This is a genomic window from Bacteroides mediterraneensis (assembly GCF_900128455.1).
GTDB lineage: Bacteria > Bacteroidota > Bacteroidia > Bacteroidales > Bacteroidaceae > Phocaeicola > Phocaeicola mediterraneensis.
Window position 1 is genome coordinate 2,764,526 of sequence record NZ_LT635783.1, and the last position, 25,978, is coordinate 2,790,503.

General features: G+C 49.0%; 21 protein-coding genes. 8 read left to right on the forward strand and 13 right to left on the reverse strand.

Going from position 1 to position 25,978, the window contains the following annotated elements; all coding sequences use genetic code 11:
* Positions 1-26 precede the first annotated feature (26 nt).
* Complete coding sequence (locus BQ7480_RS11790; protein ID WP_072543015.1) at positions 27-1,106, reverse strand: PspC domain-containing protein; 1,080 nt, start codon at positions 1,104-1,106, stop codon at positions 27-29.
* A 12-nt stretch (positions 1,107-1,118) separates the two neighbouring features.
* On the reverse strand, positions 1,119-1,448 hold the full coding sequence (locus tag BQ7480_RS11795; RefSeq protein ID WP_072543016.1) for a PadR family transcriptional regulator: 330 nt from the start codon (positions 1,446-1,448) through the stop codon (positions 1,119-1,121).
* A gap of 170 nt (positions 1,449-1,618) precedes the next feature.
* On the opposite strand from BQ7480_RS11795, the gene BQ7480_RS11800 reads away from it, so the two are divergent.
* Positions 1,619-2,116 carry a GNAT family N-acetyltransferase gene (locus BQ7480_RS11800; RefSeq protein WP_072543017.1) on the forward strand — a complete coding sequence of 166 codons (498 nt, stop codon included), beginning with the start codon at positions 1,619-1,621 and terminating at the stop codon, positions 2,114-2,116.
* Between the two features lie 51 nt (positions 2,117-2,167).
* Here BQ7480_RS11800 and BQ7480_RS11805 read toward each other — a convergent pair whose 3' ends face one another.
* The 5 genes from BQ7480_RS11805 to BQ7480_RS11825 form a co-directional block, all read right to left on the reverse strand.
* Positions 2,168-2,800 carry a LysO family transporter gene (locus BQ7480_RS11805; RefSeq protein WP_072543018.1) on the reverse strand — a complete coding sequence of 211 codons (633 nt, stop codon included), beginning with the start codon at positions 2,798-2,800 and terminating at the stop codon, positions 2,168-2,170.
* The gene (locus BQ7480_RS11810; protein ID WP_072543019.1) at positions 2,797-3,075 is read right to left on the reverse strand and encodes a LysO family transporter; all 279 of its coding nucleotides are present in this window, start codon (positions 3,073-3,075) and stop codon (positions 2,797-2,799) included. Before BQ7480_RS11810 ends, BQ7480_RS11805 begins: the two co-directional genes overlap by 4 nt.
* Before the next feature lie 550 nt (positions 3,076-3,625).
* On the reverse strand, positions 3,626-4,915 hold the full coding sequence (locus BQ7480_RS11815; RefSeq protein ID WP_072543020.1) for a TolC family protein: 1,290 nt from the start codon (positions 4,913-4,915) through the stop codon (positions 3,626-3,628).
* Between the two features lie 36 nt (positions 4,916-4,951).
* Positions 4,952-8,041 carry an efflux RND transporter permease subunit gene (locus BQ7480_RS11820; protein WP_072543021.1) on the reverse strand — a complete coding sequence of 1,030 codons (3,090 nt, stop codon included), beginning with the start codon at positions 8,039-8,041 and terminating at the stop codon, positions 4,952-4,954.
* 13 nt (positions 8,042-8,054) lie between these two features.
* Positions 8,055-9,080, reverse strand: coding sequence for an efflux RND transporter periplasmic adaptor subunit (locus tag BQ7480_RS11825; RefSeq protein ID WP_235816680.1), 1,026 nt, complete (start codon positions 9,078-9,080; stop codon positions 8,055-8,057).
* A gap of 210 nt (positions 9,081-9,290) precedes the next feature.
* Between BQ7480_RS11825 and BQ7480_RS11830 the strand changes: the two genes are divergently transcribed.
* Positions 9,291-10,208 (forward strand): AraC family transcriptional regulator, encoded by a 918-nt coding sequence (locus BQ7480_RS11830; protein WP_072543022.1) that lies wholly within the window; start codon positions 9,291-9,293, stop codon positions 10,206-10,208.
* A gap of 93 nt (positions 10,209-10,301) precedes the next feature.
* On the opposite strand, the gene BQ7480_RS11835 is transcribed toward BQ7480_RS11830, so the two are convergent.
* The gene (locus tag BQ7480_RS11835) at positions 10,302-11,825 is read right to left on the reverse strand and encodes a DUF4301 family protein (protein WP_072543023.1); all 1,524 of its coding nucleotides are present in this window, start codon (positions 11,823-11,825) and stop codon (positions 10,302-10,304) included.
* 132 nt (positions 11,826-11,957) lie between these two features.
* Between BQ7480_RS11835 and BQ7480_RS11840 the strand changes: the two genes are divergently transcribed.
* The 6 genes from BQ7480_RS11840 to BQ7480_RS11865 all read left to right on the forward strand — a co-directional run bounded on the left by BQ7480_RS11840 (position 11,958) and on the right by BQ7480_RS11865 (position 19,909).
* Complete coding sequence (locus BQ7480_RS11840; RefSeq protein ID WP_072543024.1) at positions 11,958-14,168, forward strand: RelA/SpoT family protein; 2,211 nt, start codon at positions 11,958-11,960, stop codon at positions 14,166-14,168.
* A 103-nt stretch (positions 14,169-14,271) separates the two neighbouring features.
* On the forward strand, positions 14,272-14,676 hold the full coding sequence (locus BQ7480_RS11845; protein WP_072543025.1) for a DUF1573 domain-containing protein: 405 nt from the start codon (positions 14,272-14,274) through the stop codon (positions 14,674-14,676).
* 270 nt (positions 14,677-14,946) lie between these two features.
* Complete coding sequence (locus tag BQ7480_RS11850) at positions 14,947-16,935, forward strand: OPT family oligopeptide transporter (RefSeq protein WP_072543026.1); 1,989 nt, start codon at positions 14,947-14,949, stop codon at positions 16,933-16,935.
* 19 nt (positions 16,936-16,954) lie between these two features.
* Positions 16,955-17,794, forward strand: a complete 840-nt coding sequence (locus tag BQ7480_RS11855; protein WP_072543027.1) for an alpha/beta hydrolase — start codon at positions 16,955-16,957, stop codon at positions 17,792-17,794.
* A gap of 106 nt (positions 17,795-17,900) precedes the next feature.
* Complete coding sequence (locus tag BQ7480_RS11860) at positions 17,901-18,461, forward strand: 30S ribosomal protein S16 (RefSeq protein ID WP_022353329.1); 561 nt, start codon at positions 17,901-17,903, stop codon at positions 18,459-18,461.
* Between the two features lie 116 nt (positions 18,462-18,577).
* Positions 18,578-19,909 carry an MATE family efflux transporter gene (locus BQ7480_RS11865; protein WP_072543028.1) on the forward strand — a complete coding sequence of 444 codons (1,332 nt, stop codon included), beginning with the start codon at positions 18,578-18,580 and terminating at the stop codon, positions 19,907-19,909.
* 213 nt (positions 19,910-20,122) lie between these two features.
* On the opposite strand, the gene BQ7480_RS11870 is transcribed toward BQ7480_RS11865, so the two are convergent.
* The 5 genes from BQ7480_RS11870 to rfbD form a co-directional block, all read right to left on the reverse strand.
* A complete protein-coding gene (locus BQ7480_RS11870) occupies positions 20,123-21,175 on the reverse strand; it encodes a DUF4837 family protein (protein ID WP_072543029.1) in 1,053 nt (350 codons plus the stop codon).
* 48 nt (positions 21,176-21,223) lie between these two features.
* Entirely contained in the window at positions 21,224-22,876 is a 1,653-nt protein-coding gene (locus BQ7480_RS11875) for a M56 family metallopeptidase (protein ID WP_072543030.1), read from the reverse strand.
* Positions 22,877-22,880: 4 nt separating this feature from the next.
* Positions 22,881-23,255, reverse strand: coding sequence for a BlaI/MecI/CopY family transcriptional regulator (locus tag BQ7480_RS11880; RefSeq protein WP_072543031.1), 375 nt, complete (start codon positions 23,253-23,255; stop codon positions 22,881-22,883).
* A 278-nt stretch (positions 23,256-23,533) separates the two neighbouring features.
* Positions 23,534-25,105 (reverse strand): peptide chain release factor 3, encoded by a 1,572-nt coding sequence (locus BQ7480_RS11885; RefSeq protein ID WP_022353331.1) that lies wholly within the window; start codon positions 25,103-25,105, stop codon positions 23,534-23,536.
* A gap of 2 nt (positions 25,106-25,107) precedes the next feature.
* Positions 25,108-25,965, reverse strand: coding sequence for a dTDP-4-dehydrorhamnose reductase (rfbD, locus tag BQ7480_RS11890; protein WP_072543032.1), 858 nt, complete (start codon positions 25,963-25,965; stop codon positions 25,108-25,110).
* Positions 25,966-25,978: the final 13 nt, after the last annotated feature.

Here is a 25,978-nt window from a genome sequence, read left to right on the forward strand (position 1 = left end):
CAGACACACTATGGAGACTGACAAAATCAGAGGAACTCTCCCCAAAAAGGAGTAGTCAGAAGGGGTTCCGTCAGGAAAGGCACCTGGAAGAACAACACGATTCCTACGGCCAGGGCCACCATCCACAACAGCACCAGCACCACTTTAGCAGAGGTACCCATGGGCTTCCAGCTTCCGAACGACTGCATGACGGCCTGAATCAGTCCGGCAATAGGGATACCCACTACCAGTAGTCCGCACACGGTCAATCCGACAATCACACCTGGAATGGTATGCACACTGCTCCAGTCTACCCAAGGTATGATATTATATATAAAGGTAGGCAAGCTGACAATCATTCCCGTAGCAGCCATCAGCAAGGCAAACAGCACGACCAAACCGACCAATAGGAAAGGCGCGCAGCAAATCAGCAACAACACCAGACACAGTTTCAGCAAGAAACCGAACACAGCTACCACCCCGTTTCCCAATTTATGCAAAGCCGAACGGGGCTTCTCGGAATGTACGTAGTCGTTCACTTTCTCAAAACCGTCGGTCACTGTTCGGCCGATGTTCTCCACATTGATGGGCTCCCCCCGCATCTGCAATTTCTCCGTAGCCGTTTGTGCCAGCGGAATGATAATCCAAGCCAGCAGATAAGCCAGAATCAGTCCATGAATCAGGAAACCGGCCAGAATAAAGACGATACGGGTCCAGGTCACGTCCCAGCCGAAATAGGCTGCAAGGCCGGATACGACTCCACCCAAGACACGGTCGTCCGGGTTACGGAACAAACGACGGCTGGTTCCCGTCGATTCGCTGCCATAAGCCTTCTCGCCCGAGGCGGATGCGTTTTCCTCCTCCCCGTCATTCAGCTCTTCGGGCTTGCCCATACGGGCAATGACCTCTTCCACCTCTTTTATCGTAATCACCTGCAAGCCGCCGCGCAAGGCTTCGTCAAACAGTTCGGCGATGCGGGCTTCCATGTCGCGCACAATCTCATCCGCCCCTTCTTCCTTGCGGAAATGATAACGGAGGTTATTCAAATAATTATCCAGCAGGATATAGGCATCCTCATCGATGTGATATACGGTGCCTCCTAAATTTACAGTCAGTGTCTTTTTCATGTCATGCAGGTTTTAAATGTTCTGTCTTAAATGGTTTACCGTATCGGAAAGTCCGTCCCAGGCGCTTTCCAGTTCTTTCAGGAAATTCTCTCCTTCCGGAGTCAGTCCGTAATACTTGCGGGGAGGTCCCTGGGTAGACTCCACCCACTCGTACGACAGGAGTCCGTCGTTCTTCAGGCGGGTCAGCAACGGATAGAGTGTGCCTTCCACCACAATCAGCCGGGCCTCCTTCAGCTTCTGGATGATGTCGGAAGAATAGGCAGACTCCCGGTGCAACAGCAGCAGGATGCAATATTCCAACATCCCTTTGCGCATCTGTGATTTTACATTGTCTACATTCATTTCATCTCATTTATCTTGTATGACACAAATATAGGCTTTATCTAGATACTATGTATTGCAAGGTATTATAATTTTAGAACATTTAACAAGATTCTATCTCCATAAAAGCAAAGCAATCGAAAGAAAAAGTACTTTTGTAGAAAACACACTTATTTTATTACAAAACGCCTATGTTTAATATCAGAAAAGCGACAATCGAAGACATTGAGATTATCCGGGCACTGGCCAAGCAGACCTTTCCGGTCACTTACCAGAAGATTCTAACCCCGGAACAAATTGATTACATGATGGAGTGGATGTATTCTGCCGAGAGCCTGAAGAACCAGATGGAGAAGGAGCACCACATTTACTACCTCGCCTACGAGGAGTGCGAACCGGCCGGCTACGTGTCCATCCAGCAGGAAGGGCCTGACCTCTTCCACTTGCAGAAGATTTATGTGCTTCCCTACTTCCAGAAATACAAACTCGGACGGCAACTGTTCGAGCAGGCCATCAAAGGCATCAAGGAACTTCATCCCGAACCTTGCCGGATGGAACTGAACGTGAACCGTCACAATCCGGCACTGGGATTTTATGAGCACATGGGCATGAAGAAGGTACGCGAAGGTGACTTCCCCATCGGCAACGGGTATTACATGAACGATTACATCATGGGGCTGGACATCTAGCGGCTGCCCCGTTCTGTTCATCTCTTTGCGCGGCGGGCAAGAATCAGGTTCTTACAGCTTGCAGAACAAAGAGATGAAGAACGGAACGGACATATCCACCAGGATGCCGTGGAAAATGGCAATCGGCACCACCTCCTTGCCGGACACCCGGATGATGGAAGGCAGGGCCACATCGACAGAAGTCACCCCGGCTACCGAAATAGGGGCCAGTTTTCCGAAATACTTGCAAATCAGCGGGGCTCCCACCAGCGCCACGAGTTCGCGGATGACATTCGTCAAGAGGGCAATGGTAGCTAGTTCCGTGGCCAATTGTGTCCCGATGACCGGAGCCTTCAGTTCCACAATCAGAATGGAGGCCAGGGAATAATATCCCAGCCCGCTACCGATGGCCATGCAGTCGAACACGCTCCAGCGGGTCAGCAGCACACTGACCAAGGCAGAGAACAACAAGGTTCCTCCAATCGTAGCCAAAGGAATCAGCAGCATCTTCCACCGGAAACCGTGAATCAGCGCCTTGAAATCTTCGCCTCCTCCAATGCTGACACCGACCTGAAACATCAGGGCATACAGGATATACAGCGACAACTGGTGCATATCTCCCATTTCCCAACCGGACACATTCCACACGTAACCTAACAGACAGCCCATGAAGAACATGGACAGTACCAACAGACTTCCTTTCATTTCTCACCTCCTTCCTTGAAAAACCACAGATACACCAGCCGTGCCAGCAGCACGCTTCCCGTAATGCCGGCCACACTGAGCAGCAGGGCTTGTCCTCCGAACGAACCCAGATTCTTCACAATCAACGGGTTATAGCCTACTGAAAGTCCCAGTACAAACAGCATCAGGCAAATGGTGACCGAAATGGTCTGATTCACTTTCTTCAAAAAATCACACGTACGAAGGACATATCCCAACAGAACCCCTGCCAGGACAGTCAATATAATACTCCACATAAAAAATCCGAAATTAAAAGTTTACAAGCAATTTCCACCATGCGTCAGAAACGGCGCAACTCTCTGTCTTACAAACTTTCGTGAAGGAATCCGCTGAACCAGTGTACACGTGACAGGCGCAGCCGGTACATCGCCGTACCCGCTTTCCGCTGAATAATCCTATATGTTCCGTACACTCTCATACTTTACTCTTTTATGATTTCCAAACTCTCCCTGCATCATGAGAAAAACTTCTGCCCCCCTTCTATGTTTCTCGGCGCGAAAACGTACGTTTCTGCACCCGGAGCCGTACGTCTCCCAAGTGGAAAACGTACGTTTCCCTCACGGGAAACATAAAAAAGGCCTTGAAGGCTGTCTCTCTTCTCCAAGGGATTCTTTACTTTTTGTGACGAACCCTTCGCAAGCAAGCGGACTCATCCGCTCCCTCGGGTTCCGAATCACGGTGCAAAGGTAAGCCATTTTAAATTAATATGCAATTAATATGCAATATTTTATAAAGAAAGGCCGCTAGAAGTACTTCCAGACGGCCTTTCGCACCAAGAAAAAACAATCAACGGCGCCCCGTGACTTGCAGATATTCCCGTTTTTTCAGTTCATAATCCGTGTAACTTTCCACGTATTTGTCACAGCTTTGCTGAAACAAGGTCTGCGCATCGAGCAAATCACTCATCGTACAGGTGCCCGACTTGTAATAATCGGTGTTCAAACGCAGGTTCTCCGTGGCCTGTTCAATGGACAGACGGGCAATCTTCATCTGTTCGTAGGCCTCATTCACCCCGTTCCACGCATTTTTCATGCGGATAACCAGCAGCTCTCCCTGGTCGGCCAACTGGTTTTCCGTGTTCTTCACTTGGAGTTTCTCCTTCTTGAGGGCATGGCTGCCTCCCCACCATCCGGTCAGAGGCACGGTCACCGTGGCAAACCCCACCCAGAAGCGCTGGTCTTCCGGTAAGAAGTTATGATACACATACCCTCCGCCAATGGCCACCGTAGGCAGATTCTTGCCCAACTCCATCTTGTATTGCAGACGGCTGGCCTTCACATTCTGTTGCAACAGCGCATATTCACTGGTCAGTCCCAAAGCCGACTCCGGATCGCAGTAAAGACTGTCCGGACGAGAAGGCAGCTGGTCGTCGACGGAAAAGGCCACTGCCAGGGAATCGGAGCCAAGGCCCGTATATTGCGCCAGCATGTTCCGCGAAATGGACAAAGCATTCTCCAGCTGCAGGCGGCTGCTTTTGGTCTCGTTCCGGCGAAGCTGCATCTGCAACAAATCGTTGCGTGTCACCACGCCTGCCTCCACCGAAGCCTCCACATCGCGCAAGATACGCTCCAGTTGCGTTTCCACCTTGCCCAAAGTCTTGAGTTTCTCCTGCAGAGTGACCACCCGCCAGAAATACTGTTCCGTGGTCAGCGTCACCTCGTTGTCGGACAAGTTCTGCTGCAGGCGTTTCACCTCTACCCCCACTTTGGCCAACTGGTTCCCGTTGACAATCTGTCCGCCGGTAAAGAGCGGCAGGGAGGCACTCACTCCTCCCGCTATTCCGTTCTTGAGCATCGACATGTGCATGTCCGGAGCCAGATCCATCTGCATCAGCCCTTTATCAGCCATAAAGCCGGTACCCGCCGCCATGACACTCGGGAAATAATTGGTAAACGCCTTCTTCTTGTCCTGTCGGGCCATTTCCAGTTCGTTACGGGCATTCTTCATCTTCACATTGTTTGTCAAGGCAGCCTGAATACATTCATCCAAGGTGTAGGCTTTCTGCCCGAAGGCCAGATTCACACACGCCCCACCTATCAATAGAAAAGCTATGATTCTGTTTCGATTCGTTTTCATAATGATTCTTCTTTATCTTGATTCCTAATTGCCCCGTCAGGCATTTTCCAAGGCCTCCAACCGGGCACGTTTCCGGGTACTTCCCCTGAATATCACCAGATAAGCCACCGGAAGCACCGTCAGCAGGAAGAGCATGGTAATCAGCGTACCGTAGCAAATCACCGTACCCATCGGCATCCAAAGTCCGCTCTTGCCCAATATCATCGGGATGACTCCCATGGAAGCCGCAGCCGAAGTCAGGAAGATAGGCCGCATACGGCGGCGGGCCGAATGGTAAATGGCATCGCGCACACAGAGTTTCTCCGTAGCCCGCAACTCTTCGGCATAGTCAATCATGATAATGCCGTTACGTACAATGATACCCATCAGGCTGATGATACCCAGCGTACAGGTCACACCAAAGTCTACCCCCTGAATCAGCACACCCACAGCCGTTCCGAAAAGGCAGAGCGTCAAGCTGGCAAAAATCAGCAGGGCAATGCTGATGCGCCGGAAATGGGCCAGCAGGATGAAGAAGATGATGAAGGCGGCAATGGCCAGCGCTCCCATGATGGGAGGAAGATTCTCGTTGTCCTGCTCGTCGTCACCCCCGTAAGTCAGTGTCACTTTCTCCGGCAAAGGGATAGAAGCCAGTTTTTCCTTGATGACGCTGGTCAGGGAAGCCACATTCACATCCCGGCACACATCGGCCATCACCGTAATCGTATAGACTCCGTTCCGGCGGACCAGCTGCCCGTCTTTCACAGAGGGCACGACTTCTGCCACCTGACGCAAAGGCACCTGCGTACCTCCCAACACCGGAATCAGTTCGTTTTCCAGGTCGGAGAAACCGGCACAGTCGGCTTTCTCGCTTTTCAGGGCTACCGGAATATCATAATCGCCTTCCCACACGTGGGCCACCTTCAGTCCGTCGCCGTAGCGCATGGCCAACGTAGTTTCCAACTGGGCGTTCTGGATGCCCAGGCGTGAAGCCTCATCTTCTTTCAGCACCACCTTGGCCGATGTCTGCGGCTCACTGAAATTGGTCTGTGCCAGCCGTATTTCCGGCATCTGGCGCAACAGGCTCAGGTATTTTCCGGCTACGGTTTTCAATGAATCCAGGTTCTCACCACTCAGACGAAGCTCAATCGGATAAACCGCCTGGCTGAAACTGATTTGCTTGAATCTTACCCGCACATCGGGGAAGGCATCGGTGTAACGTGGAGAATATTCATCCAGCAGTTCCTCGGTTTCCTTGTTGCCCTTGGTGTTCACAATCAGCTGGGCATAGTTGGTTCCTCCCAGCTGAGGGGCGTATGCCGTATGGAAACGAGGCGAAGAACAGCCCACAAACGAAGTGACGGAAACCACCCTCGGGTCCTTGCGGAACACCTGTTCCATCGTATCGGCCGCCCAGGCGGTCTTTTCCACCGCCGTTCCCGTAGGCAGATAAATCTCCACGGCAAACTGGTTACGGTCGGCCACCGGCATCAGTTTCTGCGGCAGTTTTCCCATCAGGAAGATACCGATGACGACGGAAGCCACCCCTCCCATCAGGGTGATATAAGGATGGGCAAAACATTTGTCCAATAGTTTGTTGTAATAGGTCTGCAGAAACTCCATGAACGAGAAGCCCTTTTTGTGCGAAGGTACCGGCTTCCGGATGAACCAAAACTGCATGAACGGTACCAGCAGCATAGCTACCAGCAGAGAGATGCCCAGAATCAACGTAATGGCCCAAGGGAAGCTCAGCAGGAAGTCGTGTATCATACCCCGAATCACAATCAGGAAGGGGAAGAACGTGATACTGATGGCCAGCGTAGCCGAGAAGATGGATTTGAAGAAATGCGTGGCACTGTAAATGGACGCATGCCAGCGCGACATCCCCTCTCCAATTTTCTCCAGGTAGCTGTCGATAATGACGATGGAATTGTCCACAATCATTCCCAAGGTCACAATCAGGGCCGCCAGCGTCACGGTATTCAGTTCGATGCCAAAGGCATAAAAAAGTCCCAACGAAATAAAGATGGTAATCGGAATGGTGGAAGCGGCTACCAGTGCCACCCGCAGCGGCAGCAGCAGCATCACCACAATCACTACGGCCACAATGGCAATGACCAGCTCACGCAAAAAAGTATAGACACTGTCGCCCACCACCTGCGCCTGGTCCGTGATGCGGTACATGTTCACTTCCGAAGGCAGTTCTTTCTTGAACTCTTCCAGCACCTGGTTAATGTCATCGCCCATCTGTACGATATTCTTGCCTTTTTTCATCTCCACACTCAGCAAGATGCATTTCGTACCGTTGTTCTTGATGTAACTGTCGGCATGAGGGTATTCCTTCACCACGCGAGCCACATCCTGCAGGCGTACCACATTGCCCGAGGGGTCACTGTACACAATCTGCTGCTGCACGTCGTAAAGCGTGTTGAACGTCTTCTCCACGTGTACCGGCAAGACATACTGAGGAGTCTGTATGCGTCCGCCGGTGATCACAAAGCCCTTGGCGAACAACTGTCCGGCGATGAGCTGTTCGTTGAGCCCGTAATGCGACAGACGTTCCGGATCCAAGTAAATAGAAATCTGCTCCTGCCTTTCTCCGCTCACACTCAGACGGCCCACACTGGGAATACGGCGCAGGCGGTTTTCCAGTTCGTCCATGTAGTCCGATAGTTCCCGATAGGTCTTGTCCTTGCTCTCCATGGTAATCAGCAGTGCTGAAGTATCGCCGAAATCATCCATTACCTGCACGGCCAGCACATTCGGCGGCAGTTCCGACTTGAACGCGGCCACTCCGTGCTTGAACTTGCTCCAGAACTCATCCTTGTTGTTCAGGTCGTCGTTCAGTTCCACCTGCACAAAGACAATTCCGTCGCGGGTGGTCGAAAAAGTCTTTTCCTTCTTCACCTCCTTGTAGGTAAAGATATAGTTTTCCAATGGCTTCGTCACCTGTTCCACCATCTCATTGACCGTGTTCCCGGGAGCCACGGCAATCACCATTCCCTGTCGTATGGTAAAATCCGGGAACTCATTTTTCTGCATCTGCGGCAGACTGTATATACCGAATGCCACCAGGCAGCATGTCACCAGTATCACAATCTGGCGATAATGCATGGCCCACTCTACTATGTTCCGTTTCTTTTCCATGTGCTTAACCTATTTATATAGCCAACGGCGTGCCTTCACACACCTTCTGCTGGCCTTCCACAATCACTTCCTCTCCTTCACTCAATCCGGCCACCACCGTTACTCCGCTTGCCGTGAACTTGCCACACGTCACCACGCGCTTGGAGGCTTTGCCGTCTGCCCCCTTCACCCACACGAAATAATGGTTGCTTTCATCCAGCTGAATCACGCTGGCAGGAAGTACGCAGGTCTGACTCTTGTCGGCATCCTGCAGCCATACCTCCGTCACCATACCGGGAAGCAAACCCGTATTCGGTGTCTGAATACCGATGTTCACCTCGTACGACCGTGACAGCGGATTGGCTTGGATACCTTTCTCCATCACCACCCCTTCTGCCTGTCTGCCGTTCAGCACCGGAGCCTCTATCACTGCTTTCTGACCTTTCGTCACGTGCATGATCTCCGTTTCTGGCACGGCAATCCGTACTTTCAGACGGTCGTCGGACACCAGCTTCATGACCTGTACCCCGGGCACCACATTCTGCCCTACTTCCAGGTTCTTTTCGGCAATCACCCCGGCAAACGGAGCCACCAGCCGACAGTCTGTCAGGTTCTTCCGGGCCACTGCCTCCATGGACTGGGCCTGCTGCAACTTGCTCTGCACTTCCACCCACTTCATGTCGGCCAGACTTCCTTTTTCATGCAGCTCCTTCATACGCCGGTAGGCATCTTCCGCCTGCTTCAAGGCCGCCTTTGCCGCCTGATACGTACTTTCTACGGACGCTTCGTCCAGGGTAGCCAGCAACTGTCCCTGCCGCACCCGGCTTCCTAAATCCACCTGTACCGACTTCACTCTTCCCATCAGCGGAAAACTCAACGCGCTCCCGTTTTCCTCTTGTACCGTACCCGAAAAACGGACGGTTTCATTCCGAACTGATGACGCTACGGTCATGACTTTTACCTTTACAGGTTCCACCTGCTGCGAAGCCTGCTCTCTGCTTCCGCATCCTGACATCAAGACCACCAATGAGCCTATGGCCATCCAATGCAATTCTTTCATAAATCTTATCCTATTTAGTATGTCTACGATTTGTGAGCGCAAAGAAAAAGGCATTACACACTACATAGGATAGATAGAACACCTTAGAAGTGTTCCATTTTTCCGTCTTCCTGCGAAATACACCAAATAGAATACTCCTAAAGAAAAATAGAACACCGATAAATGGAAAACATTCTGTTCATTTGCATCCGAATCAGAACTAAAGGAGTTATGGAAAAGGAAATCGAACTTATCAGGATGTCCAGCATCGAAATTATGGAGAAAGTAGCTGCCTACAAGGACGAAGAAATCATCAGAATGAACCAAACAAGCGAACAGAATGGAAACAAATCAACCTCAATGATAAGAGCCGGGTTCTTTTTAGCCATCCTGTGCCAAAAAGGGACAGCCTCCCTGTCCATCAATAACCAATCTTATGATATACGTCCCAATGACCTGCTGATATGTCATCCGCAGACTTTACTCAAACACGAAACCGTAGACAAAGATTTTATTTGCTATGGTTTCTGTCTTTCCTCTGAATATGCCAAACGTATCTTTGTCATGTCATCTTCCACCAGCAACTGGTGTTCACGGTTGTATCTGGAACAGCATCCCATTCTTTCGCTCAATGAAGAAGAAAGCCAGCTCTTTTATCAATACTACAACCTATTGTATTCCAAACTGACCGGAGCTCCCCATCGCCACCAGAAGGAGCTCATCAATGCCCTCCTGCAAGCCTTCATTTATGAGTTTCAGGATGCCATGGAAAAATACATCCAATTGCCACCCACCAACTTCAATTCCTCCAGTAATTTGTTCAATGCTTTCATCGAACTGCTGGTTGCGTCCTATCCCAAGGAACGCGCTGTGAGCTACTATGCCAGCCGACTGTTCGTCACCCCCAAATACCTGTCGGCCATCTGCAAGGAGAATTCCGGGGAAACCGCCTCCGACCTGATTACCAGCTATGTCATGAAAGACGTGGAATATCTGCTGAGACGCCCCGAAAAAAGTATCAAGGAAATTGCCAACGAACTGAATTTCGCCACGCTGTCGTTCTTCGGCAAATATGTGAAAAGGAACCTAGGCATCTCTCCTAAAGAATACCGGGAAAAGCTGTCACAGCAAAACGAAGAGGCACAGTAAAAATAAAGAACCAGTATACAAGAAGACAAAAAAAGTCCGCCCGTCTTACGCAGACAAGCGGACTTTTTTATGATTCAATCGGTCTATCCCAATTTATTGATGCTGTTCACGCAGCAAATCGTTCACAGTCTTTACCGGATTGAAAGTGCTCAAAGGAACTTCTACGAACACGGTATTCCAGTCGCTCATTGAACCGTTCCACAAGCCCGGCAATTCGAGTGCCTTCAAGTCTTTTCCATTCTTTGACTTGTAAGAAATGAAGCCGGTAGCCTTATCCACGTGTTCCAGCAAGTTGAACTTGCGGCCTTTATAATCGCGGATGGCGCATACCAAATCCACCGGATTGAAGTGGGTACCCTTCTCGAACATGGCCTTCTTTTCCGGGTCTTTCATGTCAATCTGTGAGCTTTCCAGAATCTGGAGAGAGATGGTTCCATCCGGATTATAGGCCAGGAACGGACCACCGCCCGGTTCACCCACGTTCTTCACCATACCGCACACACGCATCGGACGGTTCAGTTTCTTACGCAGATAGATAACCAGGTCCGCATCTTCCAGTTCTTTCAAATCCGTTCTGCGGCAACGCAACTGCTGCTGTACGAAACGGATGATGGTTTCCAGCTGTTCGTGGCTATAGTGACCGCTATCCAGCAGTTCCAGGTATTCGAAAGCCTGCTTCTGCAAAGTCACCAATACACCGGCCAGCAATTTCTTGTAAGTCACGGTATCTGCCTTCAGCCGGTCGGGCACCACGTTGTCGATGTTCTTGATGAATACGATATCGGCATCCAGGTCGTTCAGATTCTCAATCAAGGCCCCATGACCACCCGGACGGAACAACAGTTTGCCGTCTTTGTCGCGGAAAGGTTTGTTCTCCATATCGGCTGCCACCGTATCCGTGCTCGGTTTCTGTTCTGAGAAACTGATGTGATATTTCGTGCCGTATTTGGCTTCATACTCGCCCACCTTGGCAGCCACCAGCTTTTCAAACAAAGCCCGGTGTTCGGTAGACACCGTGAAATGTACATTCACTTCACCTGTCTTTCCGGCTGCATACAACGCACCTTCTACCAGATGTTCTTCCAGCGGTGTACGTACACCGTCGGCATAACGGTGGAACTTGAGCAGTCCTTTCGGCAGGGCACCGTAGTTCAACCCTGCAGCTTCCAGCAAATTGGACACAATTGCTTTGTAGTTCTGTTCCGACAGCAAAGCGTCGATGTTCTTACCCGTATTGTCCATGCAAGCCGCATTCAGGTCGTTGTAGAACGCAAAGTCATGGATATGGTCGAAGAACTTCTTCTCGAAATCCGTCGTCGGTTTGTCATAGTCCGCCCCTAAGAACTCAAACATATTCTTGAACATACGGCTGGCAGCTCCCGAAGCCGGTACGAACTTGACAATTTTCTTCTCCCCATCCTTATAAGCATCCCATGCCGCAAGATACCGTTCGAAATCTTTGTCTTCAGCCTTCATGATGCCTCCGTTTTCTACAGAAGCCGCTGCCGACAATTTCAGGAACGGAAAACCTTTCTCAAAACAAGCCAACTGTTCGGCAATTTTCTCTTCCGAAATGCCTTTCTTGGCCAACAATTCTTTGTCTTCGTGTGTTAACATATTGTTTTATTTAGGTAATGAATATTCTTTCTGCATTCAGAATCATGCTCAAAAATAGAAAAAATACGGTAAGAATGCACCATATCGATGAAAAAAAAGTAACTTTACCCACAAACAACAAAACGAGGCATTATGGAGAACAATGAATTTTTCACGCCGGAAGAGCACAAACAACTGATTCAGCTTTATAAAAGGCTGTTATTACTATCAAAAGACACGTTACAAAAAGATGACTGCCACAAGCTGAAGAACCACCTCATAAAAGCCATGTCGGAAGGAACCATTCCGCGGAATGTCTTCCAAATGAACCCCATCATCAAAGACATGCAGACGGCTGTTATCGTAGCCGAAGAAATCGGTATGCGCCGTGCCTCGATTCTGGGCATCATGCTTCATGAGTCTGTGAAATACAACTTGTGCAGCCTGGAGTCTGTCAAGGAGGAATACGGAGAAGACGTGGCCGGCATTATCCGGGGACTTGTAAAAATCAACGAACTGTATTCCAAGAGTCCCATCATCGAATCGGAAAATTTCCGCAACCTGCTTCTGTCGTTTGCCGAAGACATGCGGGTCATCCTGATTATCATAGCCGACCGTGTGAACCTGATGCGGCAGATTAAGGACAGCCCGAACGAAGAAGCCCGACTGGAAGTGGCCAACGAAGCGGCCTACCTGTATGCCCCGCTGGCACACAAACTGGGACTGTACAAGCTGAAATCGGAACTGGAGGATTTGTCGCTGAAATACACGCAGCACGACGTGTACTATTATATCAAGGATAAACTGAATGCCACCAAACAGGCGCGCGACCGCTACATTGACGCATTCATCGAACCGATACAGAAAAAACTGGAAGAGGCCGGACTGAAGTTCCACATGAAAGGACGTACCAAGTCCATCCACTCCATCTACCAGAAGATGAAAAAGCAGGGATGCCCCTTCGAAGGCGTGTACGACCTGTTTGCCATCCGCATCATCCTCGATTCTCCGCTCGACAAAGAGAAGCAGGAGTGCTGGCAGGCCTACTCCATCGTAACCGACATGTACCTGCCCAACCCCAAACGTCTGCGCGACTGGCTGTCCGTACCGAAGAGCAACGGATACGAGTCTTTGCACATCACTGTCATGGGACCGGAAGGTAAATGGGTGGAAGTACAAATCCGTACGGAACGTATGGATGAGATTGCCGAAAAAGGCTTGGCCGCTCACTGGCGATACAAAGGCATCAAGGGTGAAAGCGGTCTGGACGAATGGCTGAACTCCATCCGGGAAACGCTGGAAAACTCCGACAACGACTTGGATGCCATGGACCAGTTCAAACTGGACTTGTACAAGGACGAGGTGTTTGTGTTCACTCCCAAAGGCGATTTGTACAAACTGCCACAGGGAGCCACCGTACTCGACTTTGCCTTTTCCATCCACTCCAACCTGGGATGCCGGTGTACGGGTGCCCGCGTGAACGAAAAGAATGTGCAGCTCCGCCAGAAACTGAACAGCGGTGACCAGGTGGAAATCATGACCTCGAACACTCAGACGCCGAAACGCGACTGGCTGACCTTCGTCACCACGGCGAAAGCCCGCAACAAAATACGTCAGGCACTGAAAGAAATTGCAGCCCGCCAGACCGAATTCGCCAAGGAAACCCTGGAACGGAAATTCAAGAACCGGAAAATGGAATACGATGAAGCCATCCTGATGCGCCTCATCCGGAAACTGGGCTTCAAGACCGTAACCGATTTCTACCAAAGCATTGCCGACGAGTCAATCGATGTGAACGACATCATCGACAAGTACCTCGACATGCAGAAGAAGGAGACCGAGCAGCGCGAAGAAATCAGCTACCGCAGTGCGGAATCGTTCAACATCCAGCAGCCGACCGATGCCAAGGACTACAAGGACGACGTACTGGTCATCGACCAGAACCTCAAGGGACTGGATTTCACTCTGGCCAAATGCTGCAACCCGATTTACGGCGACGAAGTGTTCGGCTTTGTAAGCATCAACGGAGGTATCAAGATTCACCGTTGCGACTGTCCGAATGCCAAGGAAATGCGCTCCCGCTTCCCCTACCGTATCGTCAAGGCACGCTGGGCCGGGAAGAGCCAGGGAAAGCAGTATCCCATCACCCTCCGTATCATCGGACATGACGATATTGGTATCGTGACCAACATCACGTCCATCATCAATAAGGAAAACAACATCCTGCTACGGTCTATCAGCATTGACTCTCACGACGGACTGTTCTCGGGCATGCTGACCGTGACGGTGGACGACAACGCCAAGCTGGAATCGCTGATCAAGAAGATAAAAACCGTGAAAGGGGTAAAACAGGTAAACAGATAACAACACTTCAAGTATGTTAATAAAACTGCACAAACATACCCCTTTAGCATAAAAACACTATCTTTGCGAAGTTGTCAAGAGTAAGGATTAAAAACAAAAGAAAATGAAGAAGATTTTATTTACTACCTTGTTGTGCGTAATGAACATCCTGTTCGTCATTGCACAGGGAACAGCACAGATTACGTTTGAAAAGACTACATACAACTTTGGCTCTTTCTCGGAAAACAGTCCGAAAGTGACTTGCAAGTTCAAGTTCACCAATACGGGCGACGGACCGCTGGTGATTCATCAGGCCATCGCTTCGTGCGGATGTACCGTACCTCAGTATCCGAAAGAACCCATCAAACCGGGTGAAAGCGGTGAAGTGACAGTGACTTACAACGGAGCCGGCAAATTCCCCGGACATTTCCGCAAGACCATCACCCTGCGCACCAACTCCAAGAACGAAATCACCCGCTTGGTAGTAGAGGGAGACATGACACCGGCATCAGCCGATGCAAACAACTAAAAAACAACCGTTTTTCATACTCATTCAGGAGAGACATCCACGGGGTGTTTCTCCTGTTTTTTTATGCCTCAGAAAGGGGGCCGGAAACGTCCTTGCGTTTGGTTTGAAACGCCAAAGAGTTTTGATTAAAACGCAAGGACGTTTTACTTCAAACGCACTTGCGTTTTCCTACAGCGCAAAAATAAGGTGCCTTTTGCATGAATATGAATGATTTTTACTACTTTTGGACACCCGAAAGAATATTAATCAAATCATAATGCAATATTATTCATGAAAGAGACACAAGAAAAACCGACGGGATTGCCCGACAACGCGTTCCGTCCGCTCAAACCGGGAGAAAAATACGAACCACTCATGTCTCCCGGAAAAACGTATCCTGAAGTAAACCTGTGGTCCGTGACATGGGGACTTGTCATGGCCGTCATCTTCTCGGCTGCCGCCGCTTACCTGGGCCTGAAAGTGGGACAGGTGTTCGAAGCAGCTATCCCTATCGCCATCATTGCCGTGGGCATTTCCAGTGCGACCAAACGAAAAGGCGCACTGGGTGAAAATGTCATGATTCAATCCATCGGTGCCTGCTCGGGCGTCATCGTGGCAGGTGCCATCTTTACCCTGCCGGCCCTCTATATCCTGCAGGAAAAATACCCGGAAATGACGGTCAACTTCATGCAGATGTTCATCAGCTCCCTGTTGGGAGGCGTGTTGGGCATCCTGTTCCTGATTCCCTTCCGTAAATATTTCGTAAAAGACAAGCACGGCGAATATCCTTTCCCGGAAGCTACGGCCAGCACCCAGGTGCTCGTGTCGGGTGAAAAGGGAGGCGACCAGGCCAAACCGCTGCTCATGGCCGGATTGGTGGGTGGTCTGTACGACTTCATTGTGGGTACGTTCGGCTGGTGGAACGAGAACTTCACAAGCCGTATCTGTGGATGGGGCGAGACCATTGCCGACAAGTTCAAACTGGTTTTCAAAATCAATACGGGCGCTGCCGTGCTGGGACTCGGTTACATCGTCGGCCTGAAATATGCGGCCATCATCTGTGCCGGCTCTCTGGTGGTATGGTGGGTCATCGTACCGGGTATCTCCCTGTTCTGGGGCGACCAGGTGCTAAATGCCTGGAATCCGGACATCACCATGGCCGTGAAAGACATGTCGCCCGAACTCATTTTCAAGGAATATGCCAAGAGCATCGGTATCGGAGGTATCGCTATGGCAGGTATCATCGGTATCGTACGTTCATGGGGCATCATCAAGAGTGCGGTCAGTCTGGCTGCCAATGAGATGAAAGGAAAGAAGACCGAAGAAAGCGTGGAACGCACACAGAAAGACCTGTCCATGAAAATCATCGCCTTCGGTTCTTTGTTCACCCTGCTGCTCGTGGTACTCTTCTTCTATTTCGACGTGATGCAAGGTAACATCCTGCATACCGTAGTAGCCATCCTGCTGGTAGCGGGAATCTCCTTCCTCTTCACCACCGTGGCGGCCAATGCCATCGCCATCGTCGGTACAAACCCGGTATCGGGTATGACCCTGATGACCTTGATTCTGGCTTCCGTCATCATGGTGGCCGTAGGCCTGAAAGGTGCCACGGGTATGGTGGCCTCCCTGGTAATGGGTGGCGTGGTTTGCACCGCATTGTCCATGGCCGGCGGTTTCATCACCGACCTGAAAATCGGTTACTGGCTGGGTAGCACACCCAAGAAGCAGGAAAGCTGGAAGTTCCTCGGCACACTGGTTTCGGCAGCTACCGTAGGTGGCGTCATCATGGTACTGAACGATTCGTATGGATTCACCAGCGGACAACTGGCTGCCCCACAAGCCAACGCCATGGCAGCTGTCATCGACCCGCTGATGAACGGAGTAGGTGCTCCATGGTTGCTCTATGGCATCGGTGCGGTACTGGCACTCGTACTGACCTTCTGCAAGGTGCCTGCCCTGGCTTTCGCGCTGGGTATGTTCATCCCCTTGGAACTGAACCTCCCGTTGCTGGTGGGTGGTGCCATCAATTGGTACGTGACCTCCCGCAGCAAGGACGAAGCCATCAACACGGCACGCGGCGAGAAAGGTACGCTGCTGGCTTCCGGATTCATCGCCGGAGGTGCCCTGATGGGAGTGGTAAGCGCCATCATGCGCTATTGCAACATCAACCTCATCCACGAGGAATGGCTGAACAATCCGATGAGTGAGCTGGTATCACTGATTGTCTATCTGCTGCTGATAGCCTATCTGGTCAAGGCCAGCATGAAACTAAAAAAATAACCTCTGACTCATACGACACATGAAAAAACTACTGCTCATGGGGTGGCTGCTGATATCCAGCCACCTCTTTGCCCAAAAAGGCATTGAAATCAAGATATGGCCCGACGGTGCCCCTAACACCAACGAAATGACCCAACAAATCAAAGACGGACCGCTCTACGTGGATGCTCCCGTGCTGACCGTCTATCCGGCTGAAAAAAGTAACGGGATGGCCATCGTGGCCTGTCCCGGAGGAGGATACTGGACTTTGGCCATGGGACACGAAGGCCACGATATGGCGGCTTGGTTCAACAGCCAAGGCATCACTTATGCCGTGCTACGCTATCGCATGCCCAACGGACATCACGAAGTGCCGCTGAGCGATGCCCAGCAAGCCCTCCGCATCATGCGGCAGCACGCCACAGAATGGAATGTGAAAAAACTGGGTATCATGGGGTCGTCGGCAGGAGGGCATCTGGCCAGTACGGTAGCCACTCATTTCACGGATGCAGAAACCCGCCCGGATTTCCAGATTCTGTTCTATCCGGTCATCACCATGGATCCGAGTTACACACATATAGGCTCCCATGATGATTTGTTAGGCAAGAATCCTTCGAAGGAACTGGAACAAAAATATTCCAACGAACAACAGGTCAGCCCACAGACCCCACCGGCTTTCATCCTGCACAGCAGCGATGACACGGTGGTCCCCGTGGCCAACAGCATAAACTACTACACCGCCCTCGTCAACAACAAAGTCCCTGCCAGCCTGCACATTTATCCGGTGGGAGGACATGGCTGGGGATATAACGACAGTTTCCCTTACAAACGCCAATGGACAGGCGAATTGGAAAAATGGCTGCGCGAAATCAATAAATAATTGGCGCAACTATTTGTAGAACAAAAGAAAAGTTGTACCTTTGCACCCGCTAATACGGGTTATTAGCATAATTCAAATCATTTACATTAAAAAACTAATAAAAAAAATGGCAACTAAAATCAGATTGCAAAGAAACGGACGCAAAGGATATGCGTTCTATTCAATTGTTATTGCAGACGCAAGAGCACCACGTGATGGTAGATTTACTGAAAAAATTGGTACTTACAATCCGAACACCAATCCTGCCACAGTAGATTTGAATTTTGAACGTGCATTACACTGGGTAATGGTAGGTGCACAGCCTACTGACACAGTACGCAACATCTTGTCTCGTGAAGGTGTGTACATGAAGAAACACCTGCTGGGCGGTGTAGCTAAAGGCGCATTCGATGAAGCACAGGCTGAAGCTAAATTCAACGCTTGGAAAGAAAACAAACAGTCAGGTCTGGCTGCTTTGAAAGCTAAAGAAGAAGAAGCTAAGAAAGCTGAAGCTAAAGCACGTCTGGAAGCTGAAAAGAAAGTAAACGAAGAAATCGCGAAGAAGGTAGCTGAAAAGAAAGCTGCTGAAGCTGCTGCAAAAGCTGAAGCTGAGGCTGCTGCCAAGGCAGAAGAAGAAGCTGCTGCTCCTGCTGAAGAAGCTGCTACTGAAGCTCCTGCTGAAGCATAATTCTTCTTTCAGAAAAAGACAAACAAAAGACTGTCCTTGCAAAAGGATGGTCTTTTTTTATGCAGAATTATCGTATCTTTGCACTACATTTCCCCATCATCTGATACCCGTTTTTTATGCATACGAAATATACCAACCGCGAAATATGGAAGGTGACCTACCCCATCCTGATTAGTTTGCTCATGGAACAGCTTATCGGCATGACCGATACGGCCTTCATGGGACGGGTGGGCGAAGTGGAATTGGGTGCTTCGGCCATTGCGGGCGTATATTACCTTGCCATCTTCATGCTGGGATTCGGTTTCAGCATCGGCTCGCAGATTCTGATTGCCCGCCGCAACGGAGAAGGTAATTTCTGGAAAATCGGTTCCATTTTCTATCAGGGAATTTATTTCCTGCTGGCCATGGCACTAGTCATGTTTACCCTGTCCCAACTGTTTTCTCCCTGGATATTGTCGCACGTAGTAGCGTCTCCCCGTGTCTGTGAGGCAGCCGTGAGCTACATCAACTGGCGGGTGTTCGGCTTTTTCTTCTCGTTCGTGGCCATCATGTTCCGAGCTTTCTTTGTAGGTACCACCCAAACCAAGACGCTCACGCTCAACTCCATCGTCATGGTCACATCGAACGTGCTCTTCAATTATATCCTCGTATTCGGGAAACTGGGATTTCCGGCGTTGGGCATTGCCGGGGCGGCCATCGGTTCTTCACTGGCAGAACTGGTATCCATGCTCTTTTTCATCGTCTACACCGTTCGGCGGGTTGACTGTACCAAATACGGACTGAACCAACAGGTGACGTTCCGATGGGAAGAACTGAAACGCATCATGGGCGTATCACTATGGACCATGATACAGAACGCAGTATCCATCAGCACTTGGTTTCTGTTCTTCATCTTCATCGAGCACCTGGGCGAACGTTCACTGGCCATCACCAACATCGTACGCAACGTGTCGAGCGTGCCGTTCATGACCATTACGGCTTTTGCCTCCACCTGTAGCGCTCTGGTCAGCAACCTGCTCGGAGCTGGAGAAGCACGCTATGTCATGCCGACCATCCGGCAGCACGTACGGCTCTGCACCTGCATTGTCTGGCCTGTCATCCTGCTGATAGCCTGTCTGCCTACGTATGTGCTCCGTATCTACACCGACATGCCCGACTTGGTAGATGCCGCCGTCCCTACGCTTTGGGTGCTCTGCTCCAGCTACCTCTTCCAGTGTGCCGGATTTATTTTCTTCCAATCTGTATCGGGTACAGGCGATACCCGGGCTGCTTTTCTGCTGGAGATGATTGCCCTGACCTGCTACCTGATTTTCATCGTCCTCATCATTCTGCTCCTGAAAATGGACGTAGCCGTATGCTGGTTCTCCGAACATGTATATGCCGGAGCCATCGGCCTGTTGAGTTATATTTACCTGAAAAAAGGAAGCTGGCAAAGGAAACGAATTTAAGGATATAAAAAATACTCATTAAATGTTATAAAATCAGCCAACTAATTCACGCACAAAGCATTGTGAGTTAGTTGGCTTTTTGTATCTCTAGATATTCTCCCGCAAATAAGGTTTGGCAGCCCCAAAAGGGGAAATGCCGGCTTCGAATTCAATTTATGCTTTTACAACGGGACAATAGAATGCCAATCAACGATATAATAAATGTACTATATTTCATAAGTTGTCTTTCATTACCTTTTCTTCCGAAATCTGATTGTCTATAGGAAGTTCTCCCGTCTTTTTCTCCTGAGGAAGTTTCAAGGTATAAAGGGCAGCATTCAGTTTACGAATCTGGTCACGTTTCAGTTTGCCCGGATTATAAACAAAACCTTCTACTACGACAATCCGACCGTTCGTACGGTCAACACGAACATGTGAAACGAAAGGGCCTCCCATAGCATCGTTCTCTATCTCCCACAAACCGCGTGCTTCATATGCATAATCACCCTGCACTGCAATATTACGAGCTTCTACAAAAATAGAATCGGCAGTCACCATATACATACCTTCTTTTGCTCCCGGAATGTTGGCTTTCATCACAGAATCTCGTTTTTCTATGAAATATGCCTTTGTAAAAGTTCCCTTGCTGGTATACGGATAAGTGTAGATAACAAAGTTCAAATCATTCAGGTTGCTGGAAGCCCACAAGAACTGTTGGCCAACCCTGTACGAAGCCAGTTCTACCGGCATCCAGATATCACAATCAAACAAACTTTGTACCTTGGCAGACAAGACATCATTATGCTTCTTCTCCAATAGTTTTACTTCTCGGTTCATTTCTGCCCGGGTAAAGAAATCAATAATCACCTGTCCATTCTTGGATACATATTCGGCAAACTCTTCCTGATTCGGCGACTGGATAGTCATAATCATCTGTGGAGAAGAATATGCATCACGGATATACTTGAATTTGGTTTGCGTATAGATGTCCTGAATATCCGCAATAATAATGTTGCGGAACAGACGAGTACTACGGTCAAAATACTCCGGACGAACTCTCGAAATCCGGAAAGAACGTTCCGGTTGGGGCAATCCCGGTACATCGGTATCAAGTACATGGAAAAGCGCACTATCCGGACTGTTCCAACATCTGTCATCCGCAACTACCAGTACCTCATAAGGCCTACCACTGGATACCGGAGTAACAATGCTTTTACCATCCTTCTGACAAGAAGCAAACACCGATACAACGAATATAAGACTTAAATAAAAGGAAAAAGGTTTCATAAATTTTAAAACTAAGTTTTCAAATACAGACTATTACACGAATCAATTCTAAAAACCACTCATAAGATTCAGTTTAAGCATATATCCGTCACGTAATGCCTGCTTGATATCATATACCACCCCTTCAGAAGCATCTGAAGGTATCTTTAGCGAAACGGAAAGGTTTTCAGCCTTATTTCCCTCACATAACTGCTTGATTTTCGAAGAAAGTTCATCCAGAGAAAAATCCTCCAACTCACCTACTATCACATTATCTTTCAAAAATCGGACTTCATATCCCGGCAACGGAACATTCTTATCGGCCACACCCGCCGGTACATCCGCATATGCTTTCGGAGAAGCATAATAGAAACGGGAAATCAAACATTCATTCACCAATTCCTGAGGATAAGTTTTCGTAAGCTCCCGTCTGACCTCATCATACGCTTTTACCAGTTTCTGTTTGGCAATAGTTATCGCCCCCATCTTTGTATTGCGGTCTGCTACAATACGGACAACGATAGGAGACATTTCCTCTTTCTGCTCAGAATACAATTTGACGAAAGAGTCTTTCAATTGCTTCTTGGCCTCGTCCATCATGGTTCCATAATCAACAAACTTCTTCTTTGAAATATGATTTTCAGGCCCGAAAAGAAACTGATTCCGCTGGTTACAATACAATTCCAGCACATACGCCTTTTCCGACGAAATATGATCCAGCATCAGATTGTCTGCATTCCGCTGCTGTACTGTGTCCCTCACCATTAATCCGGATTTTTCTTTTCCTTGATGCTTTGTTTGAAGAGCTGCACCATAATCCGCTACCGTTTCTTTCACTTCCGGCCTCGCAAAGGCATACACGACCCCTGCAGCCAAAGGTACGGCTAACAAGACACGCAGCCGGACCCACTTACTGTTTCTTTTTTTCGACATCATAGATATACGTTTTTTAAGTGAACTGTGAGTAAAACCGCAAGCCATAGAGTAGAGCCTTGAGCCCACTGCTTTCCTCACCAATAATAATTGATATGTTTTTACATCGATGCCTTGATTCAATACACCTTCATCGGCCTGATACTCATGAACACCATTAAGTTCATACCTCAGTTTCCACACCAACGGATTCCACCAATGAAAGATTAAGATAAACTGTATCAGCAGATTGTCATAACAATGTCCATACCGGCAATGCATCTCCTCATGCAAACGGACCGGAGAATATTCTTCATACTCCTGACTGTTCATGACGATATACGTTCCCCAACTAAAAGGACGGACAGGAATATCATACAACACCCATCGTAATCCATTACATTCTTTATATTCCTGCCCGTTTATCCAACGGAACAGACGGATATAGCCTACAACCCATTGCAAAAGAATGAAGGCACATCCCGACAGATAAGCCACCATCAATAACACAAGCCAATCCCAATAATTGGCTTCCTTCTGAGTAATCTCCACCATACCTGTAGCAGAAGCAGATATTACATCAACAGGCTGTTTCCATTCCTCCATAAGACTAAAAGGAGACTGCACTAAAGGTTCATGCTCTAATTCCAGAGAAACGAAAGGCAATAACAGACAGGTCAACATTCCGCCCACCAACACCCACCGGTTCAAGGAAAAGCGAGTGGTCGAAGCACAAAGTAGCTTATAGAATCCATAGAACAATGTCAGGCAGAAAGAGCTTTTCAGTAAATAGATTAAAAGGACTACCATAGGTTCAAGATTTACGATTATTCTTCCCCTCCTCTATCTGAGCTATCAACTGCTTCAGTTCCTCCAAGTTCATTTTCTCATCTTCAATAAACTGAGAAACAACCTTGGTATAAGAATTATCAAAATATTGAGAAACAATCTCTCCGATAGCCGAACCCTTGTATTCATTTTCTGTTATTTTTGCTTCATAACGGTAGGTGTTTCCAAACGCACGATAACTGACAAAGCCTTTTTCTACCAACAGCTTCACCAGAGTAGCTACTGTATTGTAATGTGGTTTCGGCTCCGAATAGAATGCCAACATTTCACGGATAAACAAAGGACCATGGGTCCATAAGATATTCATTATTTCTTCTTCTTTTGGTGTCAGCTTCTTCATAAACAGCTCATTTAAGATTAATACTATACGAAGATATGAAAATTATCGGACAAACAACTAAAAGTTTTAGTAGAACTACTAATATTAATAGTAATTAATAGAGAGGATAAAAAATACAAAATATTCAAACGATTTATGGAAAACACAAGCAGATTTTGACCGACACGCCAAAACTAAAAATAGAACATTCAGTAAATATCCCAATTTAAGGATATAAAAAAGGCAGGAAAGCGATAATTCACTTTCCTGCCTTTTTATATGTTTATATCTTATCTTCTTTAGAACTCGCTGGTGAAATGGAACTTGATGTGCTTGAAGTCCATCTGTGCCATCTGAAGCACATAACCGCTGTCGGCCAGGAACACATCGCGTCCGTCGCGGTCTTTGGCCATATACTGGTACTTACGCTTCTTGAAGGCTTCCAGTTCTGCCGGATCGTCACTTTCAATCCAGCACGCCTTGTAGAGGCTCAACGGTTCCCAACGGCATTTGGCATTGTATTCATTCTCCAGACGGTACTGAATCACTTCAAACTGCAACTGGCCTACCGTACCGATAATCTTCCGGCCATTAAATTGGTTGACAAACAGCTGTGCCACACCTTCGTCCATCAGCTGGTCGATACCCTTGTTCAACTGCTTGGTCTTCATCGGGTCGGCATTCTCAATGTACTTGAACATTTCCGGAGAGAAGCTGGGCAATCCCTTGAAATGCAGGATTTCGCCCTCAGTCAGCGTATCGCCAATCTTGAATGTACCATTGTCCGGCAGACCGATGATATCACCTGCCCAGGCCTCATCCACCGTAGTCTTGCGCTGGGCCATGAACTGCGTGGGTGAAGAAAAACGCATGGTCTTGTTGTGACGCACGTGCAGATACGGCGTGTTACGGGTAAACTTGCCGGAACATACCTTGCAGAAAGCTACACACGAACGATGGTTCGGGTCGATGTTGGCCGTAATCTTGAATACGAAACCTGTGAACTTAGGCTCTTCCGGCATCACGATACGTTCCTCAGCCTGTACCGGACGCGGACTCGGCGCAATCTCCACAAAGCAGTCGAGCAATTCCTGCACACCGAAGTTGTTCAAGGCCGAACCGAAGAACACTGGAGCCAGTTCCCCTTTCAGGTAATCGTCCACATTGAATTCCGGATAAACCCCCTCAATCAGTTCCAGTTCGCTGCGCAGCTTGTCTGCCAGCGGCTTACCGATATGATTGTCCAGGTCTTCCGTATGGATATCCACTTCCACCTTCTCCGTCACCACCTGCTTGGACGGCTGGAAAAGATTCAGCTTCTGTTCGTAGATGTTGTATACTCCCTTGAAACGCGGACCGCTCTCAATCGGCCACGTCAGCGGGCGCACGTTGATAACCAGCTCTTCTTCCAGTTCATCCAGCAAATCAAACGGGTCCTTGGCCTCACGGTCCATCTTGTTCACGAAGATAATCACCGGCGTGTTGCGCATACGGCAAACCTCCATCAGCTTACGGGTCTGCGATTCCACACCCTTCGCTCCATCCACCACGATGATGACACTGTCCACCGCCGTCAGCGTACGGTATGTATCTTCGGCAAAATCCTGGTGACCCGGCGTATCGAGGATATTAATCTTATAGTCATGGTAGTCAAACTCCATCACGGAGGTAGTCACCGAAATACCACGCTGCTTCTCGATGTCCATCCAGTCGGACGTGGCCGTTTTCTTGATTTTGTTTGATTTTACGGCTCCGGCCACCTGAATCTGCCCACCGAAAAGCAACAGCTTTTCCGTCAACGAGGTTTTACCGGCATCCGGATGCGCGATAATCGCGAATGTTCGTCTTCTTGCTATTTCCTGATTTGCCATATTTATTGTTTTAATTTTTCAATACATTCTGCCAGACTGTCCATCCAGTAGGGCACCTCCACTCCGTAGGTCTTCTTCAGCTTCGTCTTGTCGAGCACGGAATAGTGCGGACGACAAGCCTTGGCTGGATAATCTTCCGTGTGAAGCGGCAACACGTGACAACGGGTAATACCTGCCAACCGGTGAATGGCTTTGGTAAAATCATACCAGGAACAAACCCCTTCGTTGCTGAAATGATAAATACCGGGCACAATCCCCTTCTCCAATGCCACAAAGATAGCCTGAGCCAAATCGCGTGCATACGTCGGTGTTCCAATCTGGTCGAAAATGACGCCCAGCGTCTCTTTCTCCTTCCCCAGCCGAATCATTGTCTTTACAAAATTGTTGCCGAAGCTAGAATACAGCCATGCCGTACGGATAATCATCGTATTCGGGCAATACTTCAAGGCCTCCTGTTCTCCTCCCAATTTGGTAGAGCCGTACACGGAATTCGGACAAGGAGTGTCTTCTTCCCGATAAGGGATGTGAGCGGTTCCGTCGAACACATAGTCCGTAGACACTTGCACCAGCCAACCGCCGCGGCTCTGCACCGCCTTGGCCAGATAACCCGGCGCTACACGATTCAGTTTGTCGCAGAGTTCCACATTGTCCTCCGCCTTATCGACCGCCGTGTAAGCCGCACAATTCACAATTCCGTCAATCTGATGCGCCGAAACAAAGTCCATAACGGCCTTTTCATCGCAGATGTCGAGTTCCGCCACATCGGTAAAAAAATACTCAAAATCTTTGTGCTCTTTCGCCAGCAGACGCATTTCATTACCCAGCTGTCCGTTGGCTCCCGTCACCAATATCTTTTTCATTTTCAGTATATGT

Coding starts and splice junctions, on each gene's coding strand:
- BQ7480_RS11860 (WP_022353329.1), top strand. CDS start 17,901: ATGGCAACTAAAATCAGATTGCAAAGAAACGGACGCAAAGGATATGCG.
- BQ7480_RS11855 (WP_072543027.1), top strand. CDS start 16,955: ATGAAAAAACTACTGCTCATGGGGTGGCTGCTGATATCCAGCCACCTC.
- BQ7480_RS11790 (WP_072543015.1), bottom strand. CDS start 1,106: ATGAAAAAGACACTGACTGTAAATTTAGGAGGCACCGTATATCACATC.
- BQ7480_RS11870 (WP_072543029.1), bottom strand. CDS start 21,175: ATGAAACCTTTTTCCTTTTATTTAAGTCTTATATTCGTTGTATCGGTG.
- BQ7480_RS11820 (WP_072543021.1), bottom strand. CDS start 8,041: ATGGAAAAGAAACGGAACATAGTAGAGTGGGCCATGCATTATCGCCAG.
- BQ7480_RS11845 (WP_072543025.1), top strand. CDS start 14,272: ATGAAGAAGATTTTATTTACTACCTTGTTGTGCGTAATGAACATCCTG.
- rfbD (WP_072543032.1), bottom strand. CDS start 25,965: ATGAAAAAGATATTGGTGACGGGAGCCAACGGACAGCTGGGTAATGAA.
- BQ7480_RS11800 (WP_072543017.1), top strand. CDS start 1,619: ATGTTTAATATCAGAAAAGCGACAATCGAAGACATTGAGATTATCCGG.
- BQ7480_RS11830 (WP_072543022.1), top strand. CDS start 9,291: ATGGAAAAGGAAATCGAACTTATCAGGATGTCCAGCATCGAAATTATG.
- BQ7480_RS11850 (WP_072543026.1), top strand. CDS start 14,947: ATGAAAGAGACACAAGAAAAACCGACGGGATTGCCCGACAACGCGTTC.
- BQ7480_RS11880 (WP_072543031.1), bottom strand. CDS start 23,255: ATGAAGAAGCTGACACCAAAAGAAGAAGAAATAATGAATATCTTATGG.
- BQ7480_RS11835 (WP_072543023.1), bottom strand. CDS start 11,825: ATGTTAACACACGAAGACAAAGAATTGTTGGCCAAGAAAGGCATTTCG.
- BQ7480_RS11795 (WP_072543016.1), bottom strand. CDS start 1,448: ATGAATGTAGACAATGTAAAATCACAGATGCGCAAAGGGATGTTGGAA.
- BQ7480_RS11840 (WP_072543024.1), top strand. CDS start 11,958: ATGGAGAACAATGAATTTTTCACGCCGGAAGAGCACAAACAACTGATT.
- BQ7480_RS11805 (WP_072543018.1), bottom strand. CDS start 2,800: ATGAAAGGAAGTCTGTTGGTACTGTCCATGTTCTTCATGGGCTGTCTG.
- BQ7480_RS11825 (WP_235816680.1), bottom strand. CDS start 9,080: ATGAAAGAATTGCATTGGATGGCCATAGGCTCATTGGTGGTCTTGATG.
- BQ7480_RS11810 (WP_072543019.1), bottom strand. CDS start 3,075: ATGTGGAGTATTATATTGACTGTCCTGGCAGGGGTTCTGTTGGGATAT.
- BQ7480_RS11875 (WP_072543030.1), bottom strand. CDS start 22,876: ATGGTAGTCCTTTTAATCTATTTACTGAAAAGCTCTTTCTGCCTGACA.
- BQ7480_RS11865 (WP_072543028.1), top strand. CDS start 18,578: ATGCATACGAAATATACCAACCGCGAAATATGGAAGGTGACCTACCCC.
- BQ7480_RS11815 (WP_072543020.1), bottom strand. CDS start 4,915: ATGAAAACGAATCGAAACAGAATCATAGCTTTTCTATTGATAGGTGGG.
- BQ7480_RS11885 (WP_022353331.1), bottom strand. CDS start 25,105: ATGGCAAATCAGGAAATAGCAAGAAGACGAACATTCGCGATTATCGCG.